Below are 20,630 nucleotides of genomic sequence, written 5' to 3' on the forward strand. Positions count from 1 at the left end.
GGATCCCCGCTCGACCGTTCTTGCGCAATGCCCCAGCACTTATGAACGCCTCTTGCGGCTTTGCCGGAACCACCAGGAATAGATCGTCGGAACCAGTGCGGCAAAGAGCGCCGCGCCCACCAGCAATCCGCCGCGCAAGGCCATCGGCACCGGCAAGACCGAAGCCAGCATCACGGCAAGGCCCGCAAGGATGAAAAGACGCGCGGCAAGCCGGTGCGTGGCAATCCAGTTTTCGGTATCGGTCAGCGTCCATGGCGTGCGGATGCCGACGAAAAAGCCGGGCCGCGACTTGGGCAGCACATTGCCCAAAGCGACCAGCATGGCGCCCGCGCCAAAGCTTACCAAAGAGACGGGGAGCACAATGCCGAAGGCCGGACCCGCAATCTGCGCGAACACCAGCGTCATCAGCATCAGCAGCGAAATCCAGCCGACCCGCAGCACTTGCGCCGATTGCGCCATCCGGTCCTGCAAGGGCTCGATGCTGGGCAGAACGGCGAACAGCGCGCCCAGCAGCGCAACCATCAGCGGCGCGATGAACAGCGCACGCGCCGCAGGCATGGAGCCGTTGGGCCTGCCGTCCGCCGCCCAATGCGTGATCAGCCGCGCGCCTTCGGGCAGCCGCATCAGCGCCAGCGCCCCGATCGCGGCCATCAGCGCGGCAAGCAGCAGGCTCGCCATCAAAAGGCCCTTCACTTTCATGCTGTTTCTCCCTTTGGCGGACAGGTTTGGGCCGCAGCGCCATGGCCCGAAGTGCTTTGGCCGGTGCGCACCCGGTTCATGAACCCCATCACCGCCTCTTCGAGCACCGAGAGGTTCAGTGTGTAGATGATGGTCCCGCCACGGTTTTCGCCCAAAATCAGGCCTGCGGATTTCAGCTTGGCGAAATGGCCGGACATGGTGGGTTTGGAAACCGGGAAATGTTCGGCCAGCTCGCCTGCGGTCATCCCGCCGCGCTTGAGCAATTCCAGCACCTCACGGCGAATCGGATGGGAGAGAGCGTCGAAGATAGCGTTCATAGCTATTTAGCTAATACGCTAAACAGCAAATGACAAGCGGTTTGCAAGGCGGCGTGCGGGGCTGGCCTCCCATCGGTCCTTGGCGCCGCTGTCCCCTCTCTGCGCGCCTCCATTCTCGTCGCATGGGGAGAGCAATTCGTCTGTGGACACGGAACCGACCCGGAGGGCATGGGTTTGGACGCCAAGGGAGAAGCAGCATGACAAAAATGATCTTCGTGAATCTGCCGGTGACCGATCTGCCCCGCGCCATGCGCTTTTACGATGCGCTGGGTTTCACCAACAACCCGCAGTTCAGCGACGACAATTCCGCCTGCATGGTGTGGAGCGAAACGATCAGCGTAATGCTGCTCACCCATGACAAATGGCGCGTTTTCACCAGCCGCCCGATCCCGCCCGCCACATCAAGCGAAGTGATGCTGGCCATTTCCTGCGAGAACCGCGAGGCGGTGGACCGGATGAACGAGGCGGCCGATGCCCATGGCGGTCAGGCGGACGTCAATCCGGTGCAGGATCTGGGCTTTATGTATAACCGCAATCTTGCCGATCCCGACGGGCATGTCTGGGAAGCCTTCTGGATGGATATGAGCGCCATGCCCGCCGGGGAGTGAAGCGGAAAGAGCGGAGCGCGGCCTGATTATGACGGCTGCACTCCGCCGTTAATGCCTCCGGTCCACATAAGACCGGCAACGGCGCTCGCCCATGCGCCCATGATCGCGCAAAGGGTGATCGTGGCCTGCGCGGACTGCGCATCCGGCCGCCGCAGGGCCGCGAACAGATCGGCAAAGCCCAGATAGCCCACCCCCGCCACCGCGATATGCGCCGCCGCCAGCATGGCCAGCCCTCCCCCGGACAGCAAGGTGCCGAACATGCCGATAGCCTTGGGCCGTTCGGAGCGATGCATAAGCGCAACCGACCAGAGCAGTAGGGCCAGCAGGCAGGAGAGAACAAAGGTCAGTTCGGCGCGGACAGTCACAAGAGGTTCGGGCACGATCAGCATCACCGTCCGCGCCACGAACCCCACCTCCAGCATGATGACGCCTGCCCGGTTGAGCGGACGGCGCGCGCCCAGCTCATCACACAGGCAAAGCGCGCCGAAAACCAACAGCAGCCATCCCGCATAAGCCCACGGCAGATTGACCCGGCCCAGCAGGCCGGCAGCCATTTGTGACGCCGCGCCAAGGGCGAGCGCAACAGCGCCGGTTCGTGCATTGCGGCTGGGTGAAGACATAAGGGCGGGCTCCAATGGTGACGATGGCCGGGTGTTTAATGGGGGCGGATCACGGCCGATATGGACAAGTCGGCCGTAATGTCCGAACCATCATGCATGACACGCCCCACACCCCATTCAGGCGAAACACATTCCGGGGCCGATGCCCGCCTCGCCCTGCTGCGCAGCTTTGGCGAATTGGTGCTGACCCGCCGCTATGCCGATTTCGGCGTGAACAGCGTGATCCGTGCGGCGCAGGTGGCGCGCTCGACCTTCTATTACCATTTCAGCGGCAAGGACGATCTGCTGCTCGCCAATCTTCAGCCTTTCGCCAAGGCTCTGGCCTCCACGCTGGAGAGCCGTTCCGTCTCGCCCGAGCTGGAGCAATGGGTCGCCCATATCTGGCAGCATCGCGGCACGGCGCGCCGCCTGTTCGCCGGTCGGACCGGTGAGAAAATCCACGCGATGCTCGTCGACCATTTTCAGGAAAGCCTGCGCACAGGCCCCGCAACCCGGCGGCAGGAGACGATCCCCATGCTGGCCGAACAGATCGCCGGGGCCATGGGCGCGCTCCTGCGAGGCTGGGTGGAGCACCGCTTTTCCGCCTCCGCTGTGTGTCTGGCCCAAAGCCTGCATCATTGCGCCACCGCGCTGGCGGGAGAGGATCCGGCTTTATCGCCCGCCCGCTCTTGAAACTGGCGCTGCCGCGCAACATCTGAGCGCCATTATTGACCAACAGCAGGGAGTTTTGCCGACCCATGACGAACGAAGTGCTGGACGGGGCGCGTCCGCAAACCCATGCATTCGAGGCCGACGTGGCCAAGCTGCTGCACATGATGGTGCACTCGGTCTATTCGGACAAGGATGTGTTCCTGCGCGAACTGATCTCGAACGCTGCGGATGCCTGCGAGAAGCTGCGCTATGAAGCGATTGCCCGGCCCGACCTGCTGGGCGAGGACCCGGCCCCACGCATCACCATCACCATTGATGCCGACGGCAACCGCCTGATCCTTGAGGACAATGGCATCGGCATGAGCGCGGCCGACATGGCCGAAACGCTGGGCACGATTGCGCGCTCGGGCACCAAGGCCTTCATGGACAGCATCGCGGCGGCCAAGGGCGATGAACAGACACAATTGATCGGCCAGTTCGGCGTGGGCTTCTATTCGGCCTTCATGGTGGCATCCAAGGTCGACGTCATCTCGCGCCTCGCCGGACAGGATGAGGCGGCGATCTGGTCCTCCGACGGTTTGGGCACCTACACAGTCGGCGCCGTCTCCGCCGATGAAGCGCCTGCGCGCGGCACCCGCATAGTGCTGCATCTGATGGAAGAGGCCAAGGATTACGCCCAGCGCTATCGCATTGAGCAGATGGTGCGCGCCCAGTCCGGCCATGTCCCCGTGCCCATCACGCTGAAGGACAAGCCCGATGCCGAGGGCGAGCAACTGGCCGACGGCACCGCTCTGTGGACCAGGCCCAAGAGCGAGATCAGCGAAGAGGAATACCAGGACTTCTATCGCAGCGTGGCGGGCCAGTGGGACGCCCCGGCGCTGACCCTGCATTACCGCGCCGAGGGGCGGTATGAATATAACGTCCTCGCCTTTGTGCCCGAAAGCCGCCCGTTCGACCTGTTCGACCCGGACCGCAAGGGGCGGATGAAGCTCTATGTCCGCCGGGTGTTTATCACCGATGAGGCCGAATTGCTGCCGCGCTATCTGCGCTTTGTGCGGGGCCTTGTGGATTCGGCAGATCTGCCGCTCAATGTCTCACGCGAGATGATTCAGGACAGCCCGATCCTGACCACGATCCAGAAGGGCCTGACCGGCAAGGTGCTGGGCGAGTTGGAAAAGACCGCGAAGAATGATCCGGCGGCTTATGCCAAATTGTGGGACACGTTCGGCGCGGTCCTCAAGGAAGGGCTCTACGAGGATTTCGAGCGGCGCGAGACCTTGCTGCGTCTGGCCCGGTTCAAGACGACCACCTCGGGCGGCGAATGGCGTTCGCTGGAAGACTATGTCGCGGGCATGAAGGAGAACCAGACCGCGATCTATTACGCCACCGGCAGCGACATCGACCGCATCGCCGCCTCGCCCCAGTTGGAAGGCTTCCGTGCACGCGGGATCGAGGTGCTGCTGCTGCCCGATCAGGTGGACAGTTTCTGGGTGCGCGGCGGGATCGACATGGGCGGAAAGCCGTTCAAGTCGGTGACGCAGGGCGCGGCTGATCTGAGCCTGATCCCCCTGCCCGAAGGCGCCGAAACACCCAAGGCGGAGGCGAGCGACGATGTTTCCTCCTTCCTCGTCTTCATCAAGGACACGCTGGGTGAGGCGGTGTCGGACGTGCGCGCCTCGGACCGCCTGACCGACAGCGCGGTGTGCCTTGTGGCCAGCGAAAGCGGCCTTGACCGCCAGCTTGAAAAGCTGCTGGCCAATGCGGGTCAGGCTCCGGCAGGCACCAAGCCCGTCCTGGAGGTCAACCCCGCCCATCCGCAGATCGCGCGCCTTGCCGCCCTGCCCGCGCAGGATGAATTGCGCGCCGATGCCGCCCATCTGCTGCTGGACGAGGCGCGGATTATCGATGGCGAACAACCGCTCGACCCGCGCGCCTTTGCCGAACGGCTGGGCCGGTTGATGGCGCGGGCTACGGACTGACCGGAATGGGGGCCGAGGTCCAGACCCGGCCCCCTTCCCCATGGAAATCCGGCGCATCGGTCCACCGCACCGCCCATAGACGCCGCCGCGTTCCGCGCCTAAGGGACATGAACTTTCAGGCTGCAACAAGAGGCCCGCTGTGTCGATGGAACGACAAGCCAAAACCGGGCTCGCCCGCCTGCGCTGGACCCGAAATTTTGCATCGCGTATTGCCGCCATCCTTGGCGCGATGGCGCTGGCGTTGGTCGCCATCGCATTTGCGCAAGGCGGCGAATGGGCGCAACGCGCTTTTCTAGCGCTTTATCACCGTGCGCCGTGGTCGCCGCTGATCCTGACCCCGGCGCTGTTCATGACGGTCGTCTGGTTCACGCGCCGGTTCTGGCCGATGGCGCGGGCCTCGGGCATTCCGCAGGTGATGGCCGCCTGTCATAAACCCGACGGGGCCAAAGCCGCAGCGCTGCTTTCGCCGGCAACGGCTGCGGCCAAATTTGTCGGCACGCTGCTGATCCTGCTGGCGGGCGGATCGGCCGGGCGCGAAGGGCCCACCGTGCAGATCAGCGCCTCGATCATGATGGCGGTCAATCGTATGCTGCGGGTGCCGATCACCTCGGGCGTGGTGATTGCGGGCGGCGCGGCGGGCGTGGCGGCGGCGTTCAACACGCCGCTGGCCGGGGTGGCCTTTGCCATCGAGGAACTGGCCGCCGCGTTTGAGCAGAAGGTCGCGGTGCAGGTGATGGCGGCGGTGATGATCGCGGGTCTGGTCAGTCTGGGCCTGTCGGGCGATTACATCTATTTCGGCGCGATGAGCGCGGCGCTGGATCTGCGCACCATGCTGATGGTCGTGCCGATGGCCGGGATCGGCGGCGGGCTGCTGGGCGGATTGTTCGCCCGCGCGATGGTGGCCATGGCATGGTCGGGCGCGCCCTGGCTGGCCCGGATCAAGGGGCGGCCGCTGGTTCTGGCGGGCGTCTGCGGGCTGATTGTGGCGATCACGGGCGTTGCCAGCAATGGCCTCTCATGGGGCACGGGCTATGAAACCACCCGCGCGCTGCTCGAAGGGCATCAGGTTTCGCTGGCCTTCGGCCCGGCCAAGCTGATCTCGACATTGGCCACGGCGCTGAGCGGCGCGCCGGGGGGCATCTTTGCCCCCTCGCTCTCGGTGGGCGCAGGTCTGGGGCAGGCTCTGGCGATGATCTTTCCCACCCATGCCAGCGGGGCGATCGTGGTGCTGGGTATTGTCGGCTATTTTTCCGGCGTGGTGCGCGCGCCCCTGACAGCGATCATCATCGTGATGGAGATGACCGCCGACCGGTCGATGATCCTGCCGCTGTTCGGCACCGCGCTGATCGCGGATTGGGCCAGCGCGATGGTGTGCCGGCCCAAACTCTATCACGCGCTGTCGCTCAGCTTCCGCTAGTGCTCTGAGGCAGGCGGCAGGATACGGAACCACAGTGCGTAGAGCGCGGGCAGGAACACCAGCGTAAGCACCGTTCCGCCCAGCGTGCCGCCGATCAGCGTGATCGCCATCGAGCCCCAGAACACCGAACTGATGAGCGGCACAAAGGCCAGCACAGCGGCCAACGCGGTCAGGATCACCGGGCGCGAACGCTGGACGGTGGCCTCGACCACCGAGTCATAGGGGCTCATGCCCGCGTTCTGGTTATCGCGGATCTGGCCGATCAGGATCAGCGTGTTGCGCATCAGAATGCCCGCCAGAGCGATAAGGCCAAGGATGGCGTTGAACCCAAAAGGCGTACCCGTGAGCAGCAAAGTCGGCACCACCCCGATCACCCCCAGCGGCGCGGTGAGCAGCACGATCCACATGGCCGAGAGGCTGCGCACCTGAAGGATGATGACGATCATCATCGCCGCGATCATGATCGGGAAGATCGGCGCCAGCGCGGCATTGGCCTTGGCGGCCTCTTCAATCGAACCGGCCATGTCGATCCGGTATCCGGCAGGCAGATTCTTGATGATCGGCTGCAGCTTGGCCAGCATGGCGGTGGAGACATCGGGGGGCTGAAGCCCGTCGGCAATATCGCCGCGCACGGTGATGGTGGGCACGCGGTCGCGGCGTTGCAGGATCGGGTCCTCCATGCGGACCTCGATCTTGCCGATCTGGCTGACAGGGATGCGCTCGCCATGGGCGCCGGTCAGCGTGTAATCACCGATGCGGGCCGGATCGAGCCGGTCGCCGCCCGCCGAACGCGCCACGACATCGACGGTGCGAATATCCTCGCGGGCCTGACTGACGGTCACGCCGGTCAGCAGGAATTGCAACTGATTGGCCACATCGCCCGAGGTCAGACCCAGCGCCTGCAACCGATCCTGATCCAGCACGAAATGCAGCGCCGGGACGCGGTCGCCCCAATCGGCATTGACCGTGCGCATCATCGGATCGGCCTGCATCACCGCCTGCACCTGCGCGGCAATACTGCGCACCGTGGCCAGATCAGGTCCGTTAACGCGAAACGCCACGGGGAAAGGCGATGGCGGACCAAACACCAATTGCGTCGCCCGCACCCGCGCAGCCGGGGCCAGACCATCGGCCGCCGCCTGACGCAGGCGCAGTTTCAGCGCGTCGCGGTCAGCTTCCTTGGCCGTGCGCACGATGATCTTGGCGAAGGAAGGATCAGGCAATTCGGGCGAAAGCGGGACATAGAAGCGCGGTGCGCCCTGACCCACATAGGTGGTGACGATGCGCGATTCCGGTTGCTTGCGCAGCCAGGTTTCCACCTGCCGCGCGGCCTCGCTTGTCTGGCCGATCGCGGTGCCCTTGGGCATCTGCACCTCGACCAGCAGTTCAGGCCGGTCGGAGGTGGGAAAGAACTGCTTTTTCACCGGCCCCATGCCGACCCCGGCAATCAGGAAAGCCCCGAAGGTCGCCCCCGCCACCAGCTTCTTGCGCCGCACCGCCCAGGCGATGACGCCGCGCACTTGGCTGTAGCGCGGCGTCTGATAGATGGCGGCATGGCCGCCCTCCACCGGTTTAATCGCGGGCAGCAGTTTCACCCCCATATAGGGCGTAAAGATCACCGCCACGAACCACGAGGCGATCAGCGCGAAGCCCACCACCCAGAAAATATTGCCCGCATATTCGCCCGCCGTGGACTTGGCAAAGCCCACCGGCATCAGGCCGATCACCGTGACCAGCGTGCCCGCCAGCATGGGCGCGGCCGTATGGCTCCACGCATAGGCCGAGGCGCGAATGCGATCATAGCCCTCCTCCATTTTGACCACCATCATCTCGATGGCGATGATCGCGTCATCGACCAGCAGGCCGAGCGCCAGGATGAGCGCGCCCAGCGTGATGCGATCAAAGGCGCGGTCCGTCGCCCACATGACCATCAGCACCACCGCCAGCGTCAAAGGCACGGCGGCGGCCACCACGATCCCCACGCGCCAGCCAAGGCTGATCAGGCTGACGATCATCACGATGATCAGCGCCTCCATGAAGGTATGCATGAACTGATCGACGGCATCATGGATGTTGACCGATTGATCGGTCACATTGCTCAGCGTCATGCCCAGCGGCAATTGCTGCCGGATCGTGTCGGTCTCGGCGGCCAGCGCCTTGCCCAGATCTAGCCCGTTCCAGCCCTCGCGCATCACCACGCTCAGCATCAGCGCAGGTTCGCCCTCGCTGCGGATCAGGAAAGTGGCGGGGTCTTCATAGCCGCGCTCGACCTTGGCAATGTCAGACAGGCGCAAGGTGCGGTCATTGGCGATGATAGGCAGGTCGCGGATTTTCGACAGGTCATCAAACGCGCCATCCAGACGGACCACCACCTGCTGCGCCTTGCTTTCGATCGAACCTGCGGGGGTCATCAGGTTCTGCTTGGCCAGCGCGTCAAAGATCGCGCGGGGGGAAACACCCAGCGTGGCGAGCCGTTCCTGCGCAAATTCGACATAGATGCGCTCAGGCCGCTCGCCCAGAATCCTGACCTTGTCGACGCCGGGGACATGCAGCAATTGCTGGCGCAGTTTCTCAGCCTCGCGCGCCAGATCGCGCTGGGGCACGCCTTTGGCCTTAAGCGCATAGAGACCGAAGCTGACATCGCCAAATTCGTCATCGATGAAGGGGCCAACCACACCTTGCGGCAATTTGCGCGCCTCATCGCCAATTTTCTTGCGCGCCTGATAGAACTGCTCGGGCACGTCCTTGGGCGGCGTCTGATCGCGCAGGGTCAGCGTGGTGAAGGCGAGGCCGGGCCGGGTGAAAGTCTCGCTGCGGTCATACCAGCGCAATTCCTGAAGCCGCTTTTCCAGCGGCTCGGCCACCTGATCCTGCATTTCCTGCGCGGTCGCGCCCGGCCATGCGGTGACCACGGTCATCACCTTGATCGTAAAGCCGGGGTCTTCAGCGCGGCCCAGTTTCAGAAAGGCAAAGACCCCGGCCAGAATGATCGCGATCAGAAAGAACAGCGTCACCGATTTTTCGCGCACGGCCAGCGCGGACAGGTTGAACCGTCCGGACGTTTCCGACCCGCCGCTCATTGCGCGGCCACCCGGACAGGCTGGCCTTCATGCAGCATATGCGCGCCCATGGCGACAATGCGCTCGCCCGGCCTCAGCCCGGCATCAATGGTCGCGGTCTCCTCGGCCAGAGCGGCAATATGGACCGGGCGCCATGTGACTGCAGGTTGCGCGCCATCGCGCAGAACCCAGACCCCCGCCCCCTTGCCCACATCGCGGATCGCACCAAGCGGCACCTGCGTCGCCCCGGCATGGCCCTGCTGCGCCAATGCGATGGTGACGGTGGCCCCCAAAGGAGCCTGTGCGGGCGCGCCATGCAGCACATAGCGCGCCTCATACGTGCGCGTGGCCGGATTGGCCGCATCGGACAATTGGCGCAGCGTGGCCGTGCCATTCGCGCCGTCATAGGTCCGTGCCTTGGCCTCCGATCCAATCGCGGGGCGCACGGTTTCGGGCAATTGCACCAGCGCCTCACGCGGGCCGGAACGGGCAAGGCGCAGGACAATCTGCCCCGCGCTCACCACCTGCCCCGGTTCGGCCAGCGTTTCGACCACCGTGCCATCGGCATCGGCGACCAGCAGGCTGTAGCCCGCCGTATTATGCGCGACCTTTGCCTGCGCCTCGGCAGCGGCCAGTTGGGCGCGGGCGGCATCGGCGGCGGCCTTGGCCTGATCATAGGTCGAGGCGGACACCGCCCCCGCCGCGATCAGATCGCGCAGGCGCCGTTCATCCGCCGAGGTTTGCAAGGCGCGGGCGCGAGCGGCCTGCACATTTTCCCGCGCGGCGTTTGTGGCCAGCGCAAGATCGGTGGGATCAATCCGCATCAGGGGTTGTCCCCGTCGCACGGTCTGCCCGGCCTGCACCAGCCGCTCGGTGATCTTGCCCCCGACGCGAAAGCCCAGATCGCTCTGCACGCGGGCAGCGATGATGCCGGTGAATTCATGCGCGGCATCGCCCGCCGCCACCGGCGAGAGCACCCGCACCAAAGGCGGCTGGGCGCGCGGATCAGGGTCGGCGCCGTGGCAGGCCGAAAGTGCAAACGCGGGCAGAGCCAGCAGGGCGAGAGCAGATTTGCGATACCGATTCGTCACGCACGATTCCTCCAACGAGAGAGGGATCATGTGTGTTCATGTGACTATAATGTCAAGTAGTCACATTTTGCATCACGGAGCCAGGCTGCGCAGGATCAGACCGCATACCTCGACCTGCGCATCAGGCAACAGGTCCAGATTGCGCTCCAGATGCAGCGGATCGATAAAGGGCATCATCGCGTAGAAAATCGCGCGGCAGGTCTCATCCAGCGGGGTTTTGCGCTCGAACTCGCCGCTTTCGCGCCCTTCCCTGACGATCTCGATCAGCATCGCCTTGAGCGTCGCTTTATAGGTTTTGGCCGAGTTCCACTGCTCGGCCGCCGAAAGCGCCGCGATCTCGTAAATCTTGCGGTCATGAAAGAAGAGCTGCAGGCTAAGCGCTGTCAAACTTTTGAACATACGCCTGAATTTTTCCGTCGCACTGCCCCCTTCGTCAATCGCGGCGCGCGCCTCGGACACCAGTTGATCCAGCCGGTCGGTGCAGATCGCCTCGCCAATGGCCTGCTTCGATTCAAAGAAGCGATAGATATAGGCCTTGGAAAAGCCGATCTCCTTGGCAAGGTCGGAAACCGTTGTCTTGCCATAGCCATAGCGGGCGAAACATTCATGGGCCGCCGCGATGATCTGGTCGCGCACGGTGTGTTCGGCCGGGCCGCGCGGGGCGGTATCGGTGGGTGCATTGGTCATGGCGCAACCATAGTCCTCGCCCCGCGCATTGACAACGTGTAACCAAACAATATATTGGTCACACATCATCCATTGGCGCTGCGAGGAAAATATGCGGCCTTTGACCTTGATCCTGCCTGCCCTTGGCGCCCCTCTGCTGCTGGCCGGTTGCTCCGTCGGCCCCCGCTATGACCGGCCTGTCTCCGCCCTGCCCCCCGCCTTTCACGGCGAGGCCGCCGTGGCCGCGCGCCATGGTTCGGCCCAAGATGGTTCGGCCCCAACCGCCGATCTGGCCGACTGGTGGCGCTCGTTCAACGATCCGCTGCTGACCAGCCTTGTCGAACGGGGGCTGGCGCAAAATCTCGACCTGCAGCAGGCCGCCGCCCGTGTGTTTCAGGCCCGCGCCGCGCTTAAAAATGCCAATGCCGCTCTGCTCCCCTCCGCGCAGGTCAGCGGTCAGGCGGGGGAAACCTATCAATCGCTGCAAACGCCCATCGGCCGGATCGGCAGCGCCTTTCCGGGGTTCCAGCGCTCCAGCGAAACCTATGAGGTTGATCTGGGCGCAAGCTGGGAGATCGACCTGTTCGGGGGCCGCGATGCCGCGCGCGATGCCGCGCGGGCGGATTGGCAGGCCAGTGAAGCAGGCGCGGTGGCGGTGCGCCTGTCGGTCGCGGCGCAGATCGCCGACACTTATGTCGCGATCCGCATGCTTCAGGCGCGGCTCGATGTCGCCCGCGCCCAGCTTGATACACAGCAGCGCCTTGTCGATCTGGTGGCCCTGCAATATCGCAAGGGCGTCGCGGCTGAATTGCAGTTGCGGCAGGCCGAAGGCGCGCTGGCGCAGGTGCGCGGTTCGATCCCTGCGCTTGGCAATCAACTGGATATGGCGATGAACGCGCTCGACGTGCTGATCGGCGCCCAGCCCGGATCGACCCGCACCGAATTGTCGGCGCAGGCCCCCATCCCCGCCCCGCCTGCGGTGGCCACGGCGGGCGGCCCCGCCGCCTTGCTGCGCCGCCGCCCCGACATTATCGCGGCGGAAAGGACACTGGCCGCCTCCAACGCGCGGATCGGGGTGGCGGTGGCCGAATATTACCCGAAATTTTCGCTCAGCGGGCTGGTGGGCAGCGCCACCACCACCACGGGCGGCCTGTTCACCGGCGGCGCGACGCAGGCCAATGGCGTGATGGGCCTGCGCTGGCGGCTGTTCGACTTTGGCCGGGTGGATGCCGAGATCCGCGCGGCCAAGGGGCGCAACACCGAGGCGCTGGCCGCCTATCGCCTTACCGTGCTGCGGGCGTCTCAGGATGTCGAGGATGCTTTTTCCACGCTGGTGCAGCAGGAGGCGCGCGCGGCATCGCTCCACGATGGCGAAGCCTCGCTGACGCGGGCGCGCGACGCCTCGATGGCGGCCTATAAGGGCGGGATGGTCAGCCTGATCGAGGTGCTCGATGCCGACCGGCGCCTGCTCGAAACCAGCGATGGCGCGCTTCAGGCGCGGGCGGCGGCAACGCGCGGAGCCATCGCCTCCTTCCGCGCGCTGGGCGGCGGATGGAACCCGCCCGCCACCGCACAATGACGCGCAACACCGGAGACACGAGTATGACCAAAACACCGACTGGCCTTGAACAGGTGCAGGCCCTGCTGGCCAAGGGAAAACAGCCGCCGCTGGGCGAGAAACTGGGCATCGCGCTGGTTGAGGCCGATCATGGCCATTGCATCTTTGAGGCCACGCCCGACGCCAGCGCCTATAATCCGATGGGCACGGTGCATGGCGGCTTTATCGCCACCATGCTGGACAGTGCCTGCGGCATTGCCGCCCACACAGGGCTGCGGCCCGGTTATGCCTATACCACGCTGGAGCTGAAAGTGTCCTATCTGCGCCCGCTTCATGCCGACAGCGGGACGGTAAGGGCCACCGGGCGCCTGCTCTCAATGGGGCGTCGGGCCGGTTTCGCCGAGGCAAGCCTGCACAATGCCGACGGGCAATTATGCGCCACCGCAACGTCCACCCTGCTGGTTTTTGAACAGAAATAGCGCGCGAAGAGCGCCGGGGGCAAACATGCCTGCTTGCCTCCCCGCGCTCTCCTTCACCAATGCCGCACCCGCGATCAGTGACGCAGCATCCACCGGTCGCGTTCGGCGGTGATGTCCTCGGCCGAATAGGACGGCGCGCTTTCGTCAAACCGCGTCCAGCCCGAGCCTTCATACAGACGGCGGCGCTCGACCGCATCGACAGAGCCGGAATCGGCCAGCACCCGCTGTGCGGTCTGCGCCATGTCATCGGGCACTTTGGCGCTGACCAGCGTGCCGCCGCGCCGGACACTTTCGGCGTAGAATTCGGCCTCCTCGCGGCTGACGCCCGCGTTGGAAAGCGCCCCGACAATGCCCCCTGCGCCCGCGCCGATCACGCCGCCCGCCACCGCGCCCGCCGCCGCACTGGCCAGCCAACCAGCCGCCACGACCGGTCCGATGCCCGGAATCGCCAACAGGCCCAGCCCGGCCAGCACGCCCCCGGTCGCCCCCAGAATGCCGCCGAATGAACCGGCCGCCGCCGCATCACGGCCTGCGGCCTGCGCGGCGGTCATATCCTCGGGTTCGCGCAGGTCGGCCGGGGCGCCCTTGACGCCATGGGCGGCAAACCGGTGCGAAACCAGGCTGATATCGCTCTCGGGAATACCGGCAAGTTCAAGGTCGCGCACGGCGTTCTCGGCCTGCTCGAAACTGTCGTAAAGTCGGGTGACGATCGTGCTCATGGTCAATCCTCTCTCATCGCATCAAGGGTTGGGGGTTATCGGTGCGCAACATTGCCCTTGTAATCGAGGGCCACATGGACGGGCTGTCCGTCGAGCTGGGCGCGGGCCTGCCACAGGCCGTCCTTGTCCAGCTTCAACTGGTCGACACGATTATAGCCCGCCTTTTCCAGCCGTGTCCGGGCCTCGCCCTCGGTGAAGGAATTGCGCCCCTTGCTCAGTTGGCCCCATGTGATCGCATCGGGCGATTTGACGGCCGGATTGGCCGGAGCATGATCGCTGGCGGCGGGCTTCTGGCCGCTCTGTGCAAGGGCATGCGTGCCCAAGGCCATACTCATGATCAGCGCGAACGAAGTCATTATCCTGTGGGTCATGTCTCGATCTCCTGCTTTGTTCAGGAGAAAGAGCAGCCAAGGGCCAATGTTCCATCCGGCCACGTTCCGATGCGCGCGCGACGCAAACAGTTGGTCCGATTTTGCGGCATGCGGGGAACCGGGCCGCGCGCTGGCCGTCTCCACCATACTGTCTTGCGCAGGAAGCGGGCGGGCGCCCATGCCGGATCTCTCCCGCGCCCGTCCGCTTCATCCGCCATCCCGGCAATGAGGAAAGGACATGTCATGACCCAATACAGGATAGGCTATCTGATAGGCAGTCTGGCCACGGCCTCGATCAACCGCAAACTGGCCAAGGCGCTGGTAAGGCTGGCGCCGCCCGAACTGGTCTGCACCGAAATTCCCATCCGCGATCTGCCGCTTTACAGCTATGACCATGACGCCGATTTCCCCCCGGCGGCGCGGGCGTTCAAAGAGGCGCTTGAACAGGTTGATGCGGTGCTGTTTGTCACGCCCGAGTATAACCGTTCGGTTCCCGGCGGGCTGAAAAATGCCATCGACTGGGCCAGTCGTCCCTTTGGCCGGAATTCCTTTACCCACAAGCCCGGCGCCATCATCGGCACCTCGCCGGGCGAAATCCGCAGCGCCATCGCCCAGCAGCACCTGCGCGCCATTCTGGCCTCCTGCGATTGTCCGCAAATGAACGCGCCCGAGGCCTATATCCATTTCACGCCGGGGCTGATTTCCGACGACGGCGAGGTCAACGATGTGCGGTGCAAGGAATTCCTGCGCCGCTATATGCAGGCCTATGCCAGGTTTGTGGCGCAGATGGCTTCGCTGCGGTCATAGGGCGTTCCGCTCGCCGTGCGGGATGGGCGCTTCCCCGCAATCGGCCCGGAAAGCGGCAAGCCAACACGGAACATGCCCGCCCGCCCCCGCTTTCATCCATACCGAGACGGAAAAAAGGAGCTGTACCATGGGTGAGATCAAGGACCGGGCCAAGGGCTTTATGGACGAAACCATCGGCAAGACCAAGCGCGCAATCGGCGAGGCGGTCGACCGCCCCGATATCGAGGCCGAAGGCGACATTCAGGAAGCCAAGGGCGACGCCGAAAAGGCCAAGGCCCGCCTCGAAAGCAAGCTGAAGCCCTGAAGAACACCGGGCCGTTTGTCCGTCGCGCAATCGGTAGAGCGATGGCGGCGGGAACCGAAACTGTCGGGATCGGACCTTTGGGTCCGGTCCCGATTTTTGTTGGGCGGCCATCCCGCCATAAAAAGCGCGCCGGTCATGGCAGCCTCATCGCTAGGACCGGCGCGCTTCCCCTGCGGATGTCTCGACAGACGTTGTCTGAACAGACAGAGCCTCAGGATAGATCCGCTTTGACCATGATCGACGTGAACCAATGATTTAAATGGTCGATTAACATCCGGGCAATGATAGCAGGATGACAGGGACGAACCGGACGCTCCCGGCCCGAAACGGCTGAACGGCAAAATGCCCCGTTTCATCATATTCGCACGGAACATCCCCCGGCCCCGCCTATTACGCTGGGGATCGCGTGGACCGGGCCGACAAAGCCCGCCCAAAGGACCTGTTGGACCCATGTTGGTACAATTCCCTCCGGCTGACACCTTCGACTTTTGGGCTCGCCCACGAGCCACGGGCCACGCGGTCACTTAGCCAACCAGCAAGCCCGGAGAGATGACATGACCTCCCACCCCCTGGCCTATTATCATCCCCGCTCGGTCGAACCGCTGCGCCCGCCCAACCCCTTCCTTTCGTTTTACCGGCAGGCGAACCGGATGTTCGAGGACATCTTTCGCGAATTTGACGAGGCGCGCGAAGCCTTGGGAGGAACCTTTACCCCCAATGTGGACGTGACCCAGGACGATCACCAGATCCGCATCACGGCCGAATTGCCCGGTATCCGCGAAGAAGACATTGATGTGTCCATCAAAAACGACCTGCTGACGATCCGCGCCGAAAAACGGGTCGAACAGGATGGCGCGGGTGAAAACCGTCAGGTCAAGGAACGTGCCTTCGGCAAATTCGAGCGGACCTTCCGCCTGCCCGAAGCGGTCGAGCCCGACCGGATCCGCGCCCATTTCACACATGGGCTGCTCACCATCATCCTGCCCGGGGCCGACCAGGAAAAAGGCGAACGCAAGATCGCCATCGACCCCAGCCCCGCCCCGGCCAACCGGCCCGAGGCAAATGCCAAACAGCCCCAATCCGGAAAGGACCGATCATGAAAACCTGTGAATGCATGACGCGCGAGGTGCGGATCATGGACCCGGCCGAGACGCTTCAGGACGCCGCCCGCATGATGATGGATATCGATGCGGGTTTTCTTCCCGTCGGCGAGAATGACCGGATCGTCGGCATCATCACCGATCGCGACATCGCCATCCGGGGCGTGGGCAAGGGAATGGCCCCCGACACCAGAATCCGCGATGTCATGAGCAAGGACGTGCGCTATTGCTATGAGGACGAAGAGGTCGAGCAGATCCTCTACAATATGGGCGAGCAGCAGATCCGCCGCCTGCCCGTGGTTGACCGTGACAAGCGGCTGGTGGGCGTGATCTCGATCACCGATCTGGCCGCCGGCGGAGAGATCGCGCGTTCGGGGGCCGCGCTGCGCGAGATCACCCGGTCGAGCGGCCTGCATTCGCAAGGGGACAGCACAAGGCCATGAAGGCGCAGAGCCCGGCGGGCGCAGCCGCGCCCGCCGGATGCATCAGCTCATCACCGCCATAATGTCGCTCAACGATCCCAGCGCAAAGCCCACGGCGATATCGGAAATGCCATAGGGCAGCAGCAATTGGTTGCCCCCCGTCAGCATCCCGCCGCAACTGTAAACCACATTGGGCACATAGCCCGCGCGGTCGGCATTTTCCGCCGTCAGGATGGGTTCGGCGGAACGGGCGATCACCTTGCTGGGATCATCCCGGTCCAGCAGGCAGCAGCCAAGCGCGTATTTGCGCATCGCCCCCACCCCATGCGTGATCACCAGCCAGCCTTCGGGCGTCAGGATCGGGCTGCCGCAATTGCCGATCTGGATGAACTCCCACGGAAAGCGGGGCTCCATCAGCAGGATGCCTTCATCATCCCATGTATCCACCCAGTTGGAACGCAGGAGATAGAGGTTCTTGCCGTCCTGTCGGCCGATCATGCAATATTGCCCGCCGATCTTTTCCGGAAACAGCGCCATGCCCTTGTTGCGCCCGGCGCGCCCCTGAATAGGGGTCAGCTGAAACTGGCGGAAATCGCGTGTGCGCAACAATTCCGACCGGATAGAGCGGCCCGAATAGGCAGTATAGGTGCCCAGCCATTCGAAATCGCCGTCGCCATGGTCCATCCGCACCAGCCGCAAATCCTCCAGACCATTGGCCTGCTGCTCGGTGATGGGAAAGATCACCGTGTTCGACAGCGTGCTTTCCGGGTGGCACTGGACGGTGACGGTGCAATTGGCATCGTTGCGGGCGCAGGTGTCGGTGCGCTGGACGCTGGTGGCAAAGGCGGATTCCGGCCAGAGCAGGAAACGCCCGTCCGGCTCGATGATCCCCTCGCGAAAGGCGATCGAGCTGATATGCCCCTCGCCCACCGCGCGCAGCGACAGGATGAAGCGCATGGCCCCGTCCTCCATGCCCGACTGGTTGGGGCTGGGCACGATGGACGGGTTCATCAGCGCCGCCGCCGCATAGGTATATTCATGGCAGAAGAAGGCGCCGATCAGACGGCACCGTGCTTCCGACAATCCATGACCGTCCAGATGCAGGCTTTCGGCCACTTCGCGATAGCGCGCCTCGAACAGATGCTCGGTTTGCCAATGGCGATTGCCAAAGTCGCGGATCACCACATCATATTCATGGGCCACCTGCTCCTCGCTCAGGCCCATGACATCGCACACAAGGCGCAGCGCACGCCCCTCGGGCGCGTTGGTCGCCTGCCACCCTAAGTGAAACGGCCTCAGCACCACCCGGGACGGGTCGGCGTGAAGTCTTTGTTCAAGTATGCGCAGCGGACTGCGGGCGAGACTATCCGATGGAGTTTCCAAGATCGGTTCCAGCTTTAGCATAAGGCCTTGCTTCCCGGTTCATTGCGGCAAGTGCGTAATGGCTCAGTTGAAACGCGAGGATGGATTCCGCGCCGCTGTTTTCATTGCGGCCGCGCGGCGTCACACCATCGCAGCAGCGTCCGCTGGCCAGATCAGCCATCACCACGCCGCGGTCATTCGCGCCAAAAAACCACTGATAGGCCTGATGGGCCTGACGGACCCACATCTCGTCGCCCGAGGCCATCCAGGCCGCGCGCGCCGCCTCGATGGCCGCCTGCGCCTCCAGCGGTTGCTGGTCGAACGGCTTCCAACCCCCATGCTGATCGAAACTTTCCGATCCCACCGGGCGAAAGAAACCCTGGGCCGAGGTCTGGCAATCCATGATCCATGCCAGCGTTTCCAGCCCGGTGTCGATCCAGTCCTGCCGCCCCATCATCAGCCCCCCTTCGATCAGGGCCTGACACAGGCGCGGATTGTCATAGGCCAGCCCCGGCTCGAACCAGAGCCATCCGGGCCGACGAAACATCGAGACAAGACGGGTCAGGGATTCGCATGTCTCAACAACCAGTTCACCCGCGAGCGCATTCGACCATCCGCTGCGCAGCAGGGCGCAGCAGCCCAGCGTGCTGAAGGCAAGCGCGCGTGGGGAATCCAGATCCGTCATGCGCGGGATCATCTCGTCCAGCAGGCGCCCGGCCCACATCCGCAATTCCCCAATGGGGCTCTGTTCGCAGGTGTGACCCAGAGCCCACAGGGCGCGCCCGTTGGAATCCTGCGAACCGATGGTTTCGCACCATTGCCGGTCAAAGCGCATGAAGTTGCGAAAGCGTCCCGCATCCGGGTTCCACGCATGAAAGAGGAAACCGCCGTAAATGCCGCTCCACCGCATCCGCTCGGCCTCGGGCAGGCCCCGGGCCACATTCATCAGCATCAGCGCGCGGGCATTGTCATCGGTGCAATAGCCATGGCGACGGTCGGGCACCGGGCCCACGGCATGCTGCAACATGCCGGTGGCATCGCTCATGTTCCATACGGCCGCCAGTTCGGGCACCACGGTCGGCTCCACCCGCTGCGGGCGCGCGGCCAGTGTGTTGCGGACGAGATGCGCGCTGGCCCGCGCGAAATGGGGCCATGTGGTGCGCCGCCCGCGTTCATAGGCCCGGCGCTGCAATTCCAGCAGGCGCTGCGGGCTGGAAAGCAGGTCATTGACCGCCTCGGCAATCGCGTCGGGCGCATTGGGCTCGATCAGGCACCCCACCCCATCGGCCAGCAATTCGCGCGCATGGACATAGGGGGTCGAAACCACCGCCTTGCCCAAGGCTACGGCGTAGCTGAGCGTGCCGGATGTCGATTGGTCCAGACCGGGATAGGGACTGAGATAGATGTCGCAGCATTCGAGCTGTTCGAGCAGATCCTCGATAGCCAGAAAGCGGTTTTCCCATAAGATCGCGTGGGAAACGCCCAAAGCCTCGGCCTGCGCCATCAGCCCCTGGCGATAGCTCTCGCCATCGCGCGCGACCAGCACCGGATGTGTGGCGCCCACGATGCGATAGACCGTTTCGGGATGTTTGCGCAAAATGGCGGGCATGGCCGCGATGGCGGTTTCCAGCCCCTTGCCCGGCCCCAGCAGGCCAAAGGTGGTCAGCACTTTCCTGCCCGCCAGCCCCATGCGCTGCTTGGCCTTTTGGGCGGTGCGGAAAGGGCGATCGGGCGCGCCATGCTCGATCACTTCGATGATGCCGCCCGGCGCGCGATAGGTGGACATCAGCAATTGCCGCCCCTGCTGCGACATCACCATGACGCGCGAGCAACGGCTGAGCAAATGCTCCATCACCGCGCGCTGTCCCGGCGAGGGTTTGGCCAGCACGGTATGGAATGTGATCAGCACCGGCGCGGCCAGCCTGTCGACCAGTTCGGCAATCAGCGCCCCGTCGGTCCCGCCGAAAATGCCGAATTCATGCTGAATCCACACCACATCGACCTTGCTGTCATTGATGGCGCGGGCCGCACGCAGATAGTCCTCGCGCCTTTGCGCGCCGATGACATGGACATCCGCGGCATAGACCAGCCCGGAATCCGGCCCGTCCAGGGCATAGACGTCAATGTCGACCCCGCCTGCGTGGCGCATCAACTGTTCGCGTACATCGGCGGAAAAGGTGGCTATGCCGCAGCTGCGCGGAGCATAGGTGCCCACAAGCGCCACGCGAAGGCGTCTGGCCCCCAGCGCATGGCGCAGCATGAAAGGGACAACTTCGTGGTTGGCGCCCTGTTCGCCCAAAGATGGTGTGCCGGAATTTTCCTCGCCCATCGCAGATACCTCTTCCCTGTCAGGAGTTCAAATGGGCCGGCAACGGAAATGTTCCATCACAGCGCAAACAAC

The 20,630-nt window shown here is 64.3% G+C and carries 20 protein-coding genes; 10 read left to right on the forward strand and 10 right to left on the reverse strand.

The features are described 5' to 3' along the window. Positions 1 to 39 precede the first annotated feature (39 nt). Both FHW92_RS18665 and FHW92_RS18670 read right to left on the reverse strand, forming a co-directional pair. Positions 40 to 699: an SdpI family protein gene (locus FHW92_RS18665; RefSeq protein WP_168604785.1), complete on the reverse strand. Its 660-nt coding sequence runs from the start codon at positions 697 to 699 to the stop codon at positions 40 to 42. After that, the gene (locus tag FHW92_RS18670; RefSeq protein WP_168604786.1) at positions 696 to 1,016 is read right to left on the reverse strand and encodes a metalloregulator ArsR/SmtB family transcription factor; all 321 of its coding nucleotides are present in this window, start codon (positions 1,014 to 1,016) and stop codon (positions 696 to 698) included. Before FHW92_RS18670 ends, FHW92_RS18665 begins: the two co-directional genes overlap by 4 nt. A 197-nt stretch (positions 1,017 to 1,213) precedes the next feature. Here FHW92_RS18670 and FHW92_RS18675 point away from each other — a divergent pair, with 197 nt between their 5' ends. Further along, entirely contained in the window at positions 1,214 to 1,624 is a 411-nt protein-coding gene (locus tag FHW92_RS18675) for a VOC family protein (RefSeq protein WP_168604787.1), read from the forward strand. A 26-nt stretch (positions 1,625 to 1,650) separates the two neighbouring features. On the opposite strand, the gene FHW92_RS18680 is transcribed toward FHW92_RS18675, so the two are convergent. Then, positions 1,651 to 2,244 carry a hypothetical protein gene (locus FHW92_RS18680; RefSeq protein ID WP_168604788.1) on the reverse strand — a complete coding sequence of 198 codons (594 nt, stop codon included), beginning with the start codon at positions 2,242 to 2,244 and terminating at the stop codon, positions 1,651 to 1,653. A gap of 96 nt (positions 2,245 to 2,340) precedes the next feature. On the opposite strand from FHW92_RS18680, the gene FHW92_RS18685 reads away from it, so the two are divergent. The 3 genes from FHW92_RS18685 to FHW92_RS18695 all read left to right on the forward strand — a co-directional run bounded on the left by FHW92_RS18685 (position 2,341) and on the right by FHW92_RS18695 (position 6,291). After that, positions 2,341 to 2,916 (forward strand): TetR/AcrR family transcriptional regulator, encoded by a 576-nt coding sequence (locus tag FHW92_RS18685; RefSeq protein ID WP_168604789.1) that lies wholly within the window; start codon positions 2,341 to 2,343, stop codon positions 2,914 to 2,916. Between the two features lie 65 nt (positions 2,917 to 2,981). Next, complete coding sequence (htpG, locus tag FHW92_RS18690; protein ID WP_168604790.1) at positions 2,982 to 4,874, forward strand: molecular chaperone HtpG; 1,893 nt, start codon at positions 2,982 to 2,984, stop codon at positions 4,872 to 4,874. A 145-nt stretch (positions 4,875 to 5,019) separates the two neighbouring features. Further along, positions 5,020 to 6,291 (forward strand): chloride channel protein, encoded by a 1,272-nt coding sequence (locus tag FHW92_RS18695; protein WP_168604791.1) that lies wholly within the window; start codon positions 5,020 to 5,022, stop codon positions 6,289 to 6,291. Here the strand turns inward: FHW92_RS18695 and FHW92_RS18700 are convergent. The 3 genes from FHW92_RS18700 to FHW92_RS18710 all read right to left on the reverse strand — a co-directional run bounded on the left by FHW92_RS18700 (position 6,288) and on the right by FHW92_RS18710 (position 11,128). Further along, the gene (locus tag FHW92_RS18700; protein ID WP_168604792.1) at positions 6,288 to 9,371 is read right to left on the reverse strand and encodes an efflux RND transporter permease subunit; all 3,084 of its coding nucleotides are present in this window, start codon (positions 9,369 to 9,371) and stop codon (positions 6,288 to 6,290) included. The genes FHW92_RS18695 and FHW92_RS18700 overlap by 4 nt on opposite strands. Continuing rightward, entirely contained in the window at positions 9,368 to 10,441 is a 1,074-nt protein-coding gene (locus FHW92_RS18705) for an efflux RND transporter periplasmic adaptor subunit (protein ID WP_349237712.1), read from the reverse strand. The genes FHW92_RS18700 and FHW92_RS18705 overlap by 4 nt, the downstream gene beginning before the upstream one ends. A 72-nt stretch (positions 10,442 to 10,513) precedes the next feature. Then, positions 10,514 to 11,128, reverse strand: coding sequence for a TetR/AcrR family transcriptional regulator (locus FHW92_RS18710; protein WP_168604794.1), 615 nt, complete (start codon positions 11,126 to 11,128; stop codon positions 10,514 to 10,516). Positions 11,129 to 11,234: 106 nt separating this feature from the next. On the opposite strand from FHW92_RS18710, the gene FHW92_RS18715 reads away from it, so the two are divergent. Continuing rightward, positions 11,235 to 12,686: an efflux transporter outer membrane subunit gene (locus tag FHW92_RS18715; RefSeq protein ID WP_246870273.1), complete on the forward strand. Its 1,452-nt coding sequence runs from the start codon at positions 11,235 to 11,237 to the stop codon at positions 12,684 to 12,686. A 23-nt stretch (positions 12,687 to 12,709) separates the two neighbouring features. Beyond that, positions 12,710 to 13,144: a PaaI family thioesterase gene (locus FHW92_RS18720; RefSeq protein WP_168604796.1), complete on the forward strand. Its 435-nt coding sequence runs from the start codon at positions 12,710 to 12,712 to the stop codon at positions 13,142 to 13,144. 74 nt (positions 13,145 to 13,218) lie between these two features. Here FHW92_RS18720 and FHW92_RS18725 read toward each other — a convergent pair whose 3' ends face one another. Next, on the reverse strand, positions 13,219 to 13,863 hold the full coding sequence (locus FHW92_RS18725) for a hypothetical protein (RefSeq protein ID WP_168604797.1): 645 nt from the start codon (positions 13,861 to 13,863) through the stop codon (positions 13,219 to 13,221). A 35-nt stretch (positions 13,864 to 13,898) separates the two neighbouring features. Further along, positions 13,899 to 14,234 (reverse strand): PepSY domain-containing protein, encoded by a 336-nt coding sequence (locus tag FHW92_RS18730; protein WP_168604798.1) that lies wholly within the window; start codon positions 14,232 to 14,234, stop codon positions 13,899 to 13,901. Positions 14,235 to 14,477: 243 nt separating this feature from the next. On the opposite strand from FHW92_RS18730, the gene FHW92_RS18735 reads away from it, so the two are divergent. The 4 genes from FHW92_RS18735 (at position 14,478) to FHW92_RS18750 (ending at position 16,888) form a co-directional block, all read left to right on the forward strand. Further along, positions 14,478 to 15,041 (forward strand): NADPH-dependent FMN reductase, encoded by a 564-nt coding sequence (locus FHW92_RS18735; RefSeq protein WP_168604799.1) that lies wholly within the window; start codon positions 14,478 to 14,480, stop codon positions 15,039 to 15,041. A gap of 127 nt (positions 15,042 to 15,168) precedes the next feature. Then, positions 15,169 to 15,345 (forward strand): CsbD family protein, encoded by a 177-nt coding sequence (locus FHW92_RS18740; RefSeq protein WP_168604800.1) that lies wholly within the window; start codon positions 15,169 to 15,171, stop codon positions 15,343 to 15,345. 554 nt (positions 15,346 to 15,899) lie between these two features. Next, the gene (locus tag FHW92_RS18745; RefSeq protein WP_168604801.1) at positions 15,900 to 16,445 is read left to right on the forward strand and encodes an Hsp20/alpha crystallin family protein; all 546 of its coding nucleotides are present in this window, start codon (positions 15,900 to 15,902) and stop codon (positions 16,443 to 16,445) included. Then, positions 16,442 to 16,888: a CBS domain-containing protein gene (locus FHW92_RS18750; RefSeq protein ID WP_168604802.1), complete on the forward strand. Its 447-nt coding sequence runs from the start codon at positions 16,442 to 16,444 to the stop codon at positions 16,886 to 16,888. The genes FHW92_RS18745 and FHW92_RS18750 overlap by 4 nt, the downstream gene beginning before the upstream one ends. A 42-nt stretch (positions 16,889 to 16,930) precedes the next feature. Here FHW92_RS18750 and FHW92_RS18755 read toward each other — a convergent pair whose 3' ends face one another. Together FHW92_RS18755 and FHW92_RS18760 are read right to left on the reverse strand one after the other, a co-directional pair. Further along, a complete protein-coding gene (locus FHW92_RS18755; RefSeq protein WP_246870274.1) occupies positions 16,931 to 18,250 on the reverse strand; it encodes a glycoside hydrolase family 130 protein in 1,320 nt (439 codons plus the stop codon). Next, a complete protein-coding gene (locus FHW92_RS18760) occupies positions 18,231 to 20,558 on the reverse strand; it encodes a glycosyltransferase family 4 protein (RefSeq protein WP_168604804.1) in 2,328 nt (775 codons plus the stop codon). The genes FHW92_RS18755 and FHW92_RS18760 overlap by 20 nt, the downstream gene beginning before the upstream one ends. Between the last annotated feature and the right edge of the window lie 72 nt (positions 20,559 to 20,630).

This window comes from Novosphingobium sp. SG707, assembly GCF_012275515.1.
Taxonomy (GTDB): Bacteria; Pseudomonadota; Alphaproteobacteria; order Sphingomonadales; family Sphingomonadaceae; genus Novosphingobium.

What these genes read in the sequence shown, in the direction of transcription:
- FHW92_RS18665 (WP_168604785.1), bottom strand. Translation starts at nt 699, where the DNA reads ATGAAAGTGAAGGGCCTTTTGATGGCGAGCCTGCTGCTTGCCGCGCTG.
- FHW92_RS18670 (WP_168604786.1), bottom strand. Translation starts at nt 1,016, where the DNA reads ATGAACGCTATCTTCGACGCTCTCTCCCATCCGATTCGCCGTGAGGTG.
- FHW92_RS18675 (WP_168604787.1), top strand. Translation starts at nt 1,214, where the DNA reads ATGACAAAAATGATCTTCGTGAATCTGCCGGTGACCGATCTGCCCCGC.
- FHW92_RS18680 (WP_168604788.1), bottom strand. Translation starts at nt 2,244, where the DNA reads ATGTCTTCACCCAGCCGCAATGCACGAACCGGCGCTGTTGCGCTCGCC.
- FHW92_RS18685 (WP_168604789.1), top strand. Translation starts at nt 2,341, where the DNA reads ATGACACGCCCCACACCCCATTCAGGCGAAACACATTCCGGGGCCGAT.
- htpG (WP_168604790.1), top strand. Translation starts at nt 2,982, where the DNA reads ATGACGAACGAAGTGCTGGACGGGGCGCGTCCGCAAACCCATGCATTC.
- FHW92_RS18695 (WP_168604791.1), top strand. Translation starts at nt 5,020, where the DNA reads ATGGAACGACAAGCCAAAACCGGGCTCGCCCGCCTGCGCTGGACCCGA.
- FHW92_RS18700 (WP_168604792.1), bottom strand. Translation starts at nt 9,371, where the DNA reads ATGAGCGGCGGGTCGGAAACGTCCGGACGGTTCAACCTGTCCGCGCTG.
- FHW92_RS18710 (WP_168604794.1), bottom strand. Translation starts at nt 11,128, where the DNA reads ATGACCAATGCACCCACCGATACCGCCCCGCGCGGCCCGGCCGAACAC.
- FHW92_RS18720 (WP_168604796.1), top strand. Translation starts at nt 12,710, where the DNA reads ATGACCAAAACACCGACTGGCCTTGAACAGGTGCAGGCCCTGCTGGCC.
- FHW92_RS18725 (WP_168604797.1), bottom strand. Translation starts at nt 13,863, where the DNA reads ATGAGCACGATCGTCACCCGACTTTACGACAGTTTCGAGCAGGCCGAG.
- FHW92_RS18730 (WP_168604798.1), bottom strand. Translation starts at nt 14,234, where the DNA reads ATGACCCACAGGATAATGACTTCGTTCGCGCTGATCATGAGTATGGCC.
- FHW92_RS18735 (WP_168604799.1), top strand. Translation starts at nt 14,478, where the DNA reads ATGACCCAATACAGGATAGGCTATCTGATAGGCAGTCTGGCCACGGCC.
- FHW92_RS18740 (WP_168604800.1), top strand. Translation starts at nt 15,169, where the DNA reads ATGGGTGAGATCAAGGACCGGGCCAAGGGCTTTATGGACGAAACCATC.
- FHW92_RS18745 (WP_168604801.1), top strand. Translation starts at nt 15,900, where the DNA reads ATGACCTCCCACCCCCTGGCCTATTATCATCCCCGCTCGGTCGAACCG.
- FHW92_RS18750 (WP_168604802.1), top strand. Translation starts at nt 16,442, where the DNA reads ATGAAAACCTGTGAATGCATGACGCGCGAGGTGCGGATCATGGACCCG.
- FHW92_RS18760 (WP_168604804.1), bottom strand. Translation starts at nt 20,558, where the DNA reads ATGGGCGAGGAAAATTCCGGCACACCATCTTTGGGCGAACAGGGCGCC.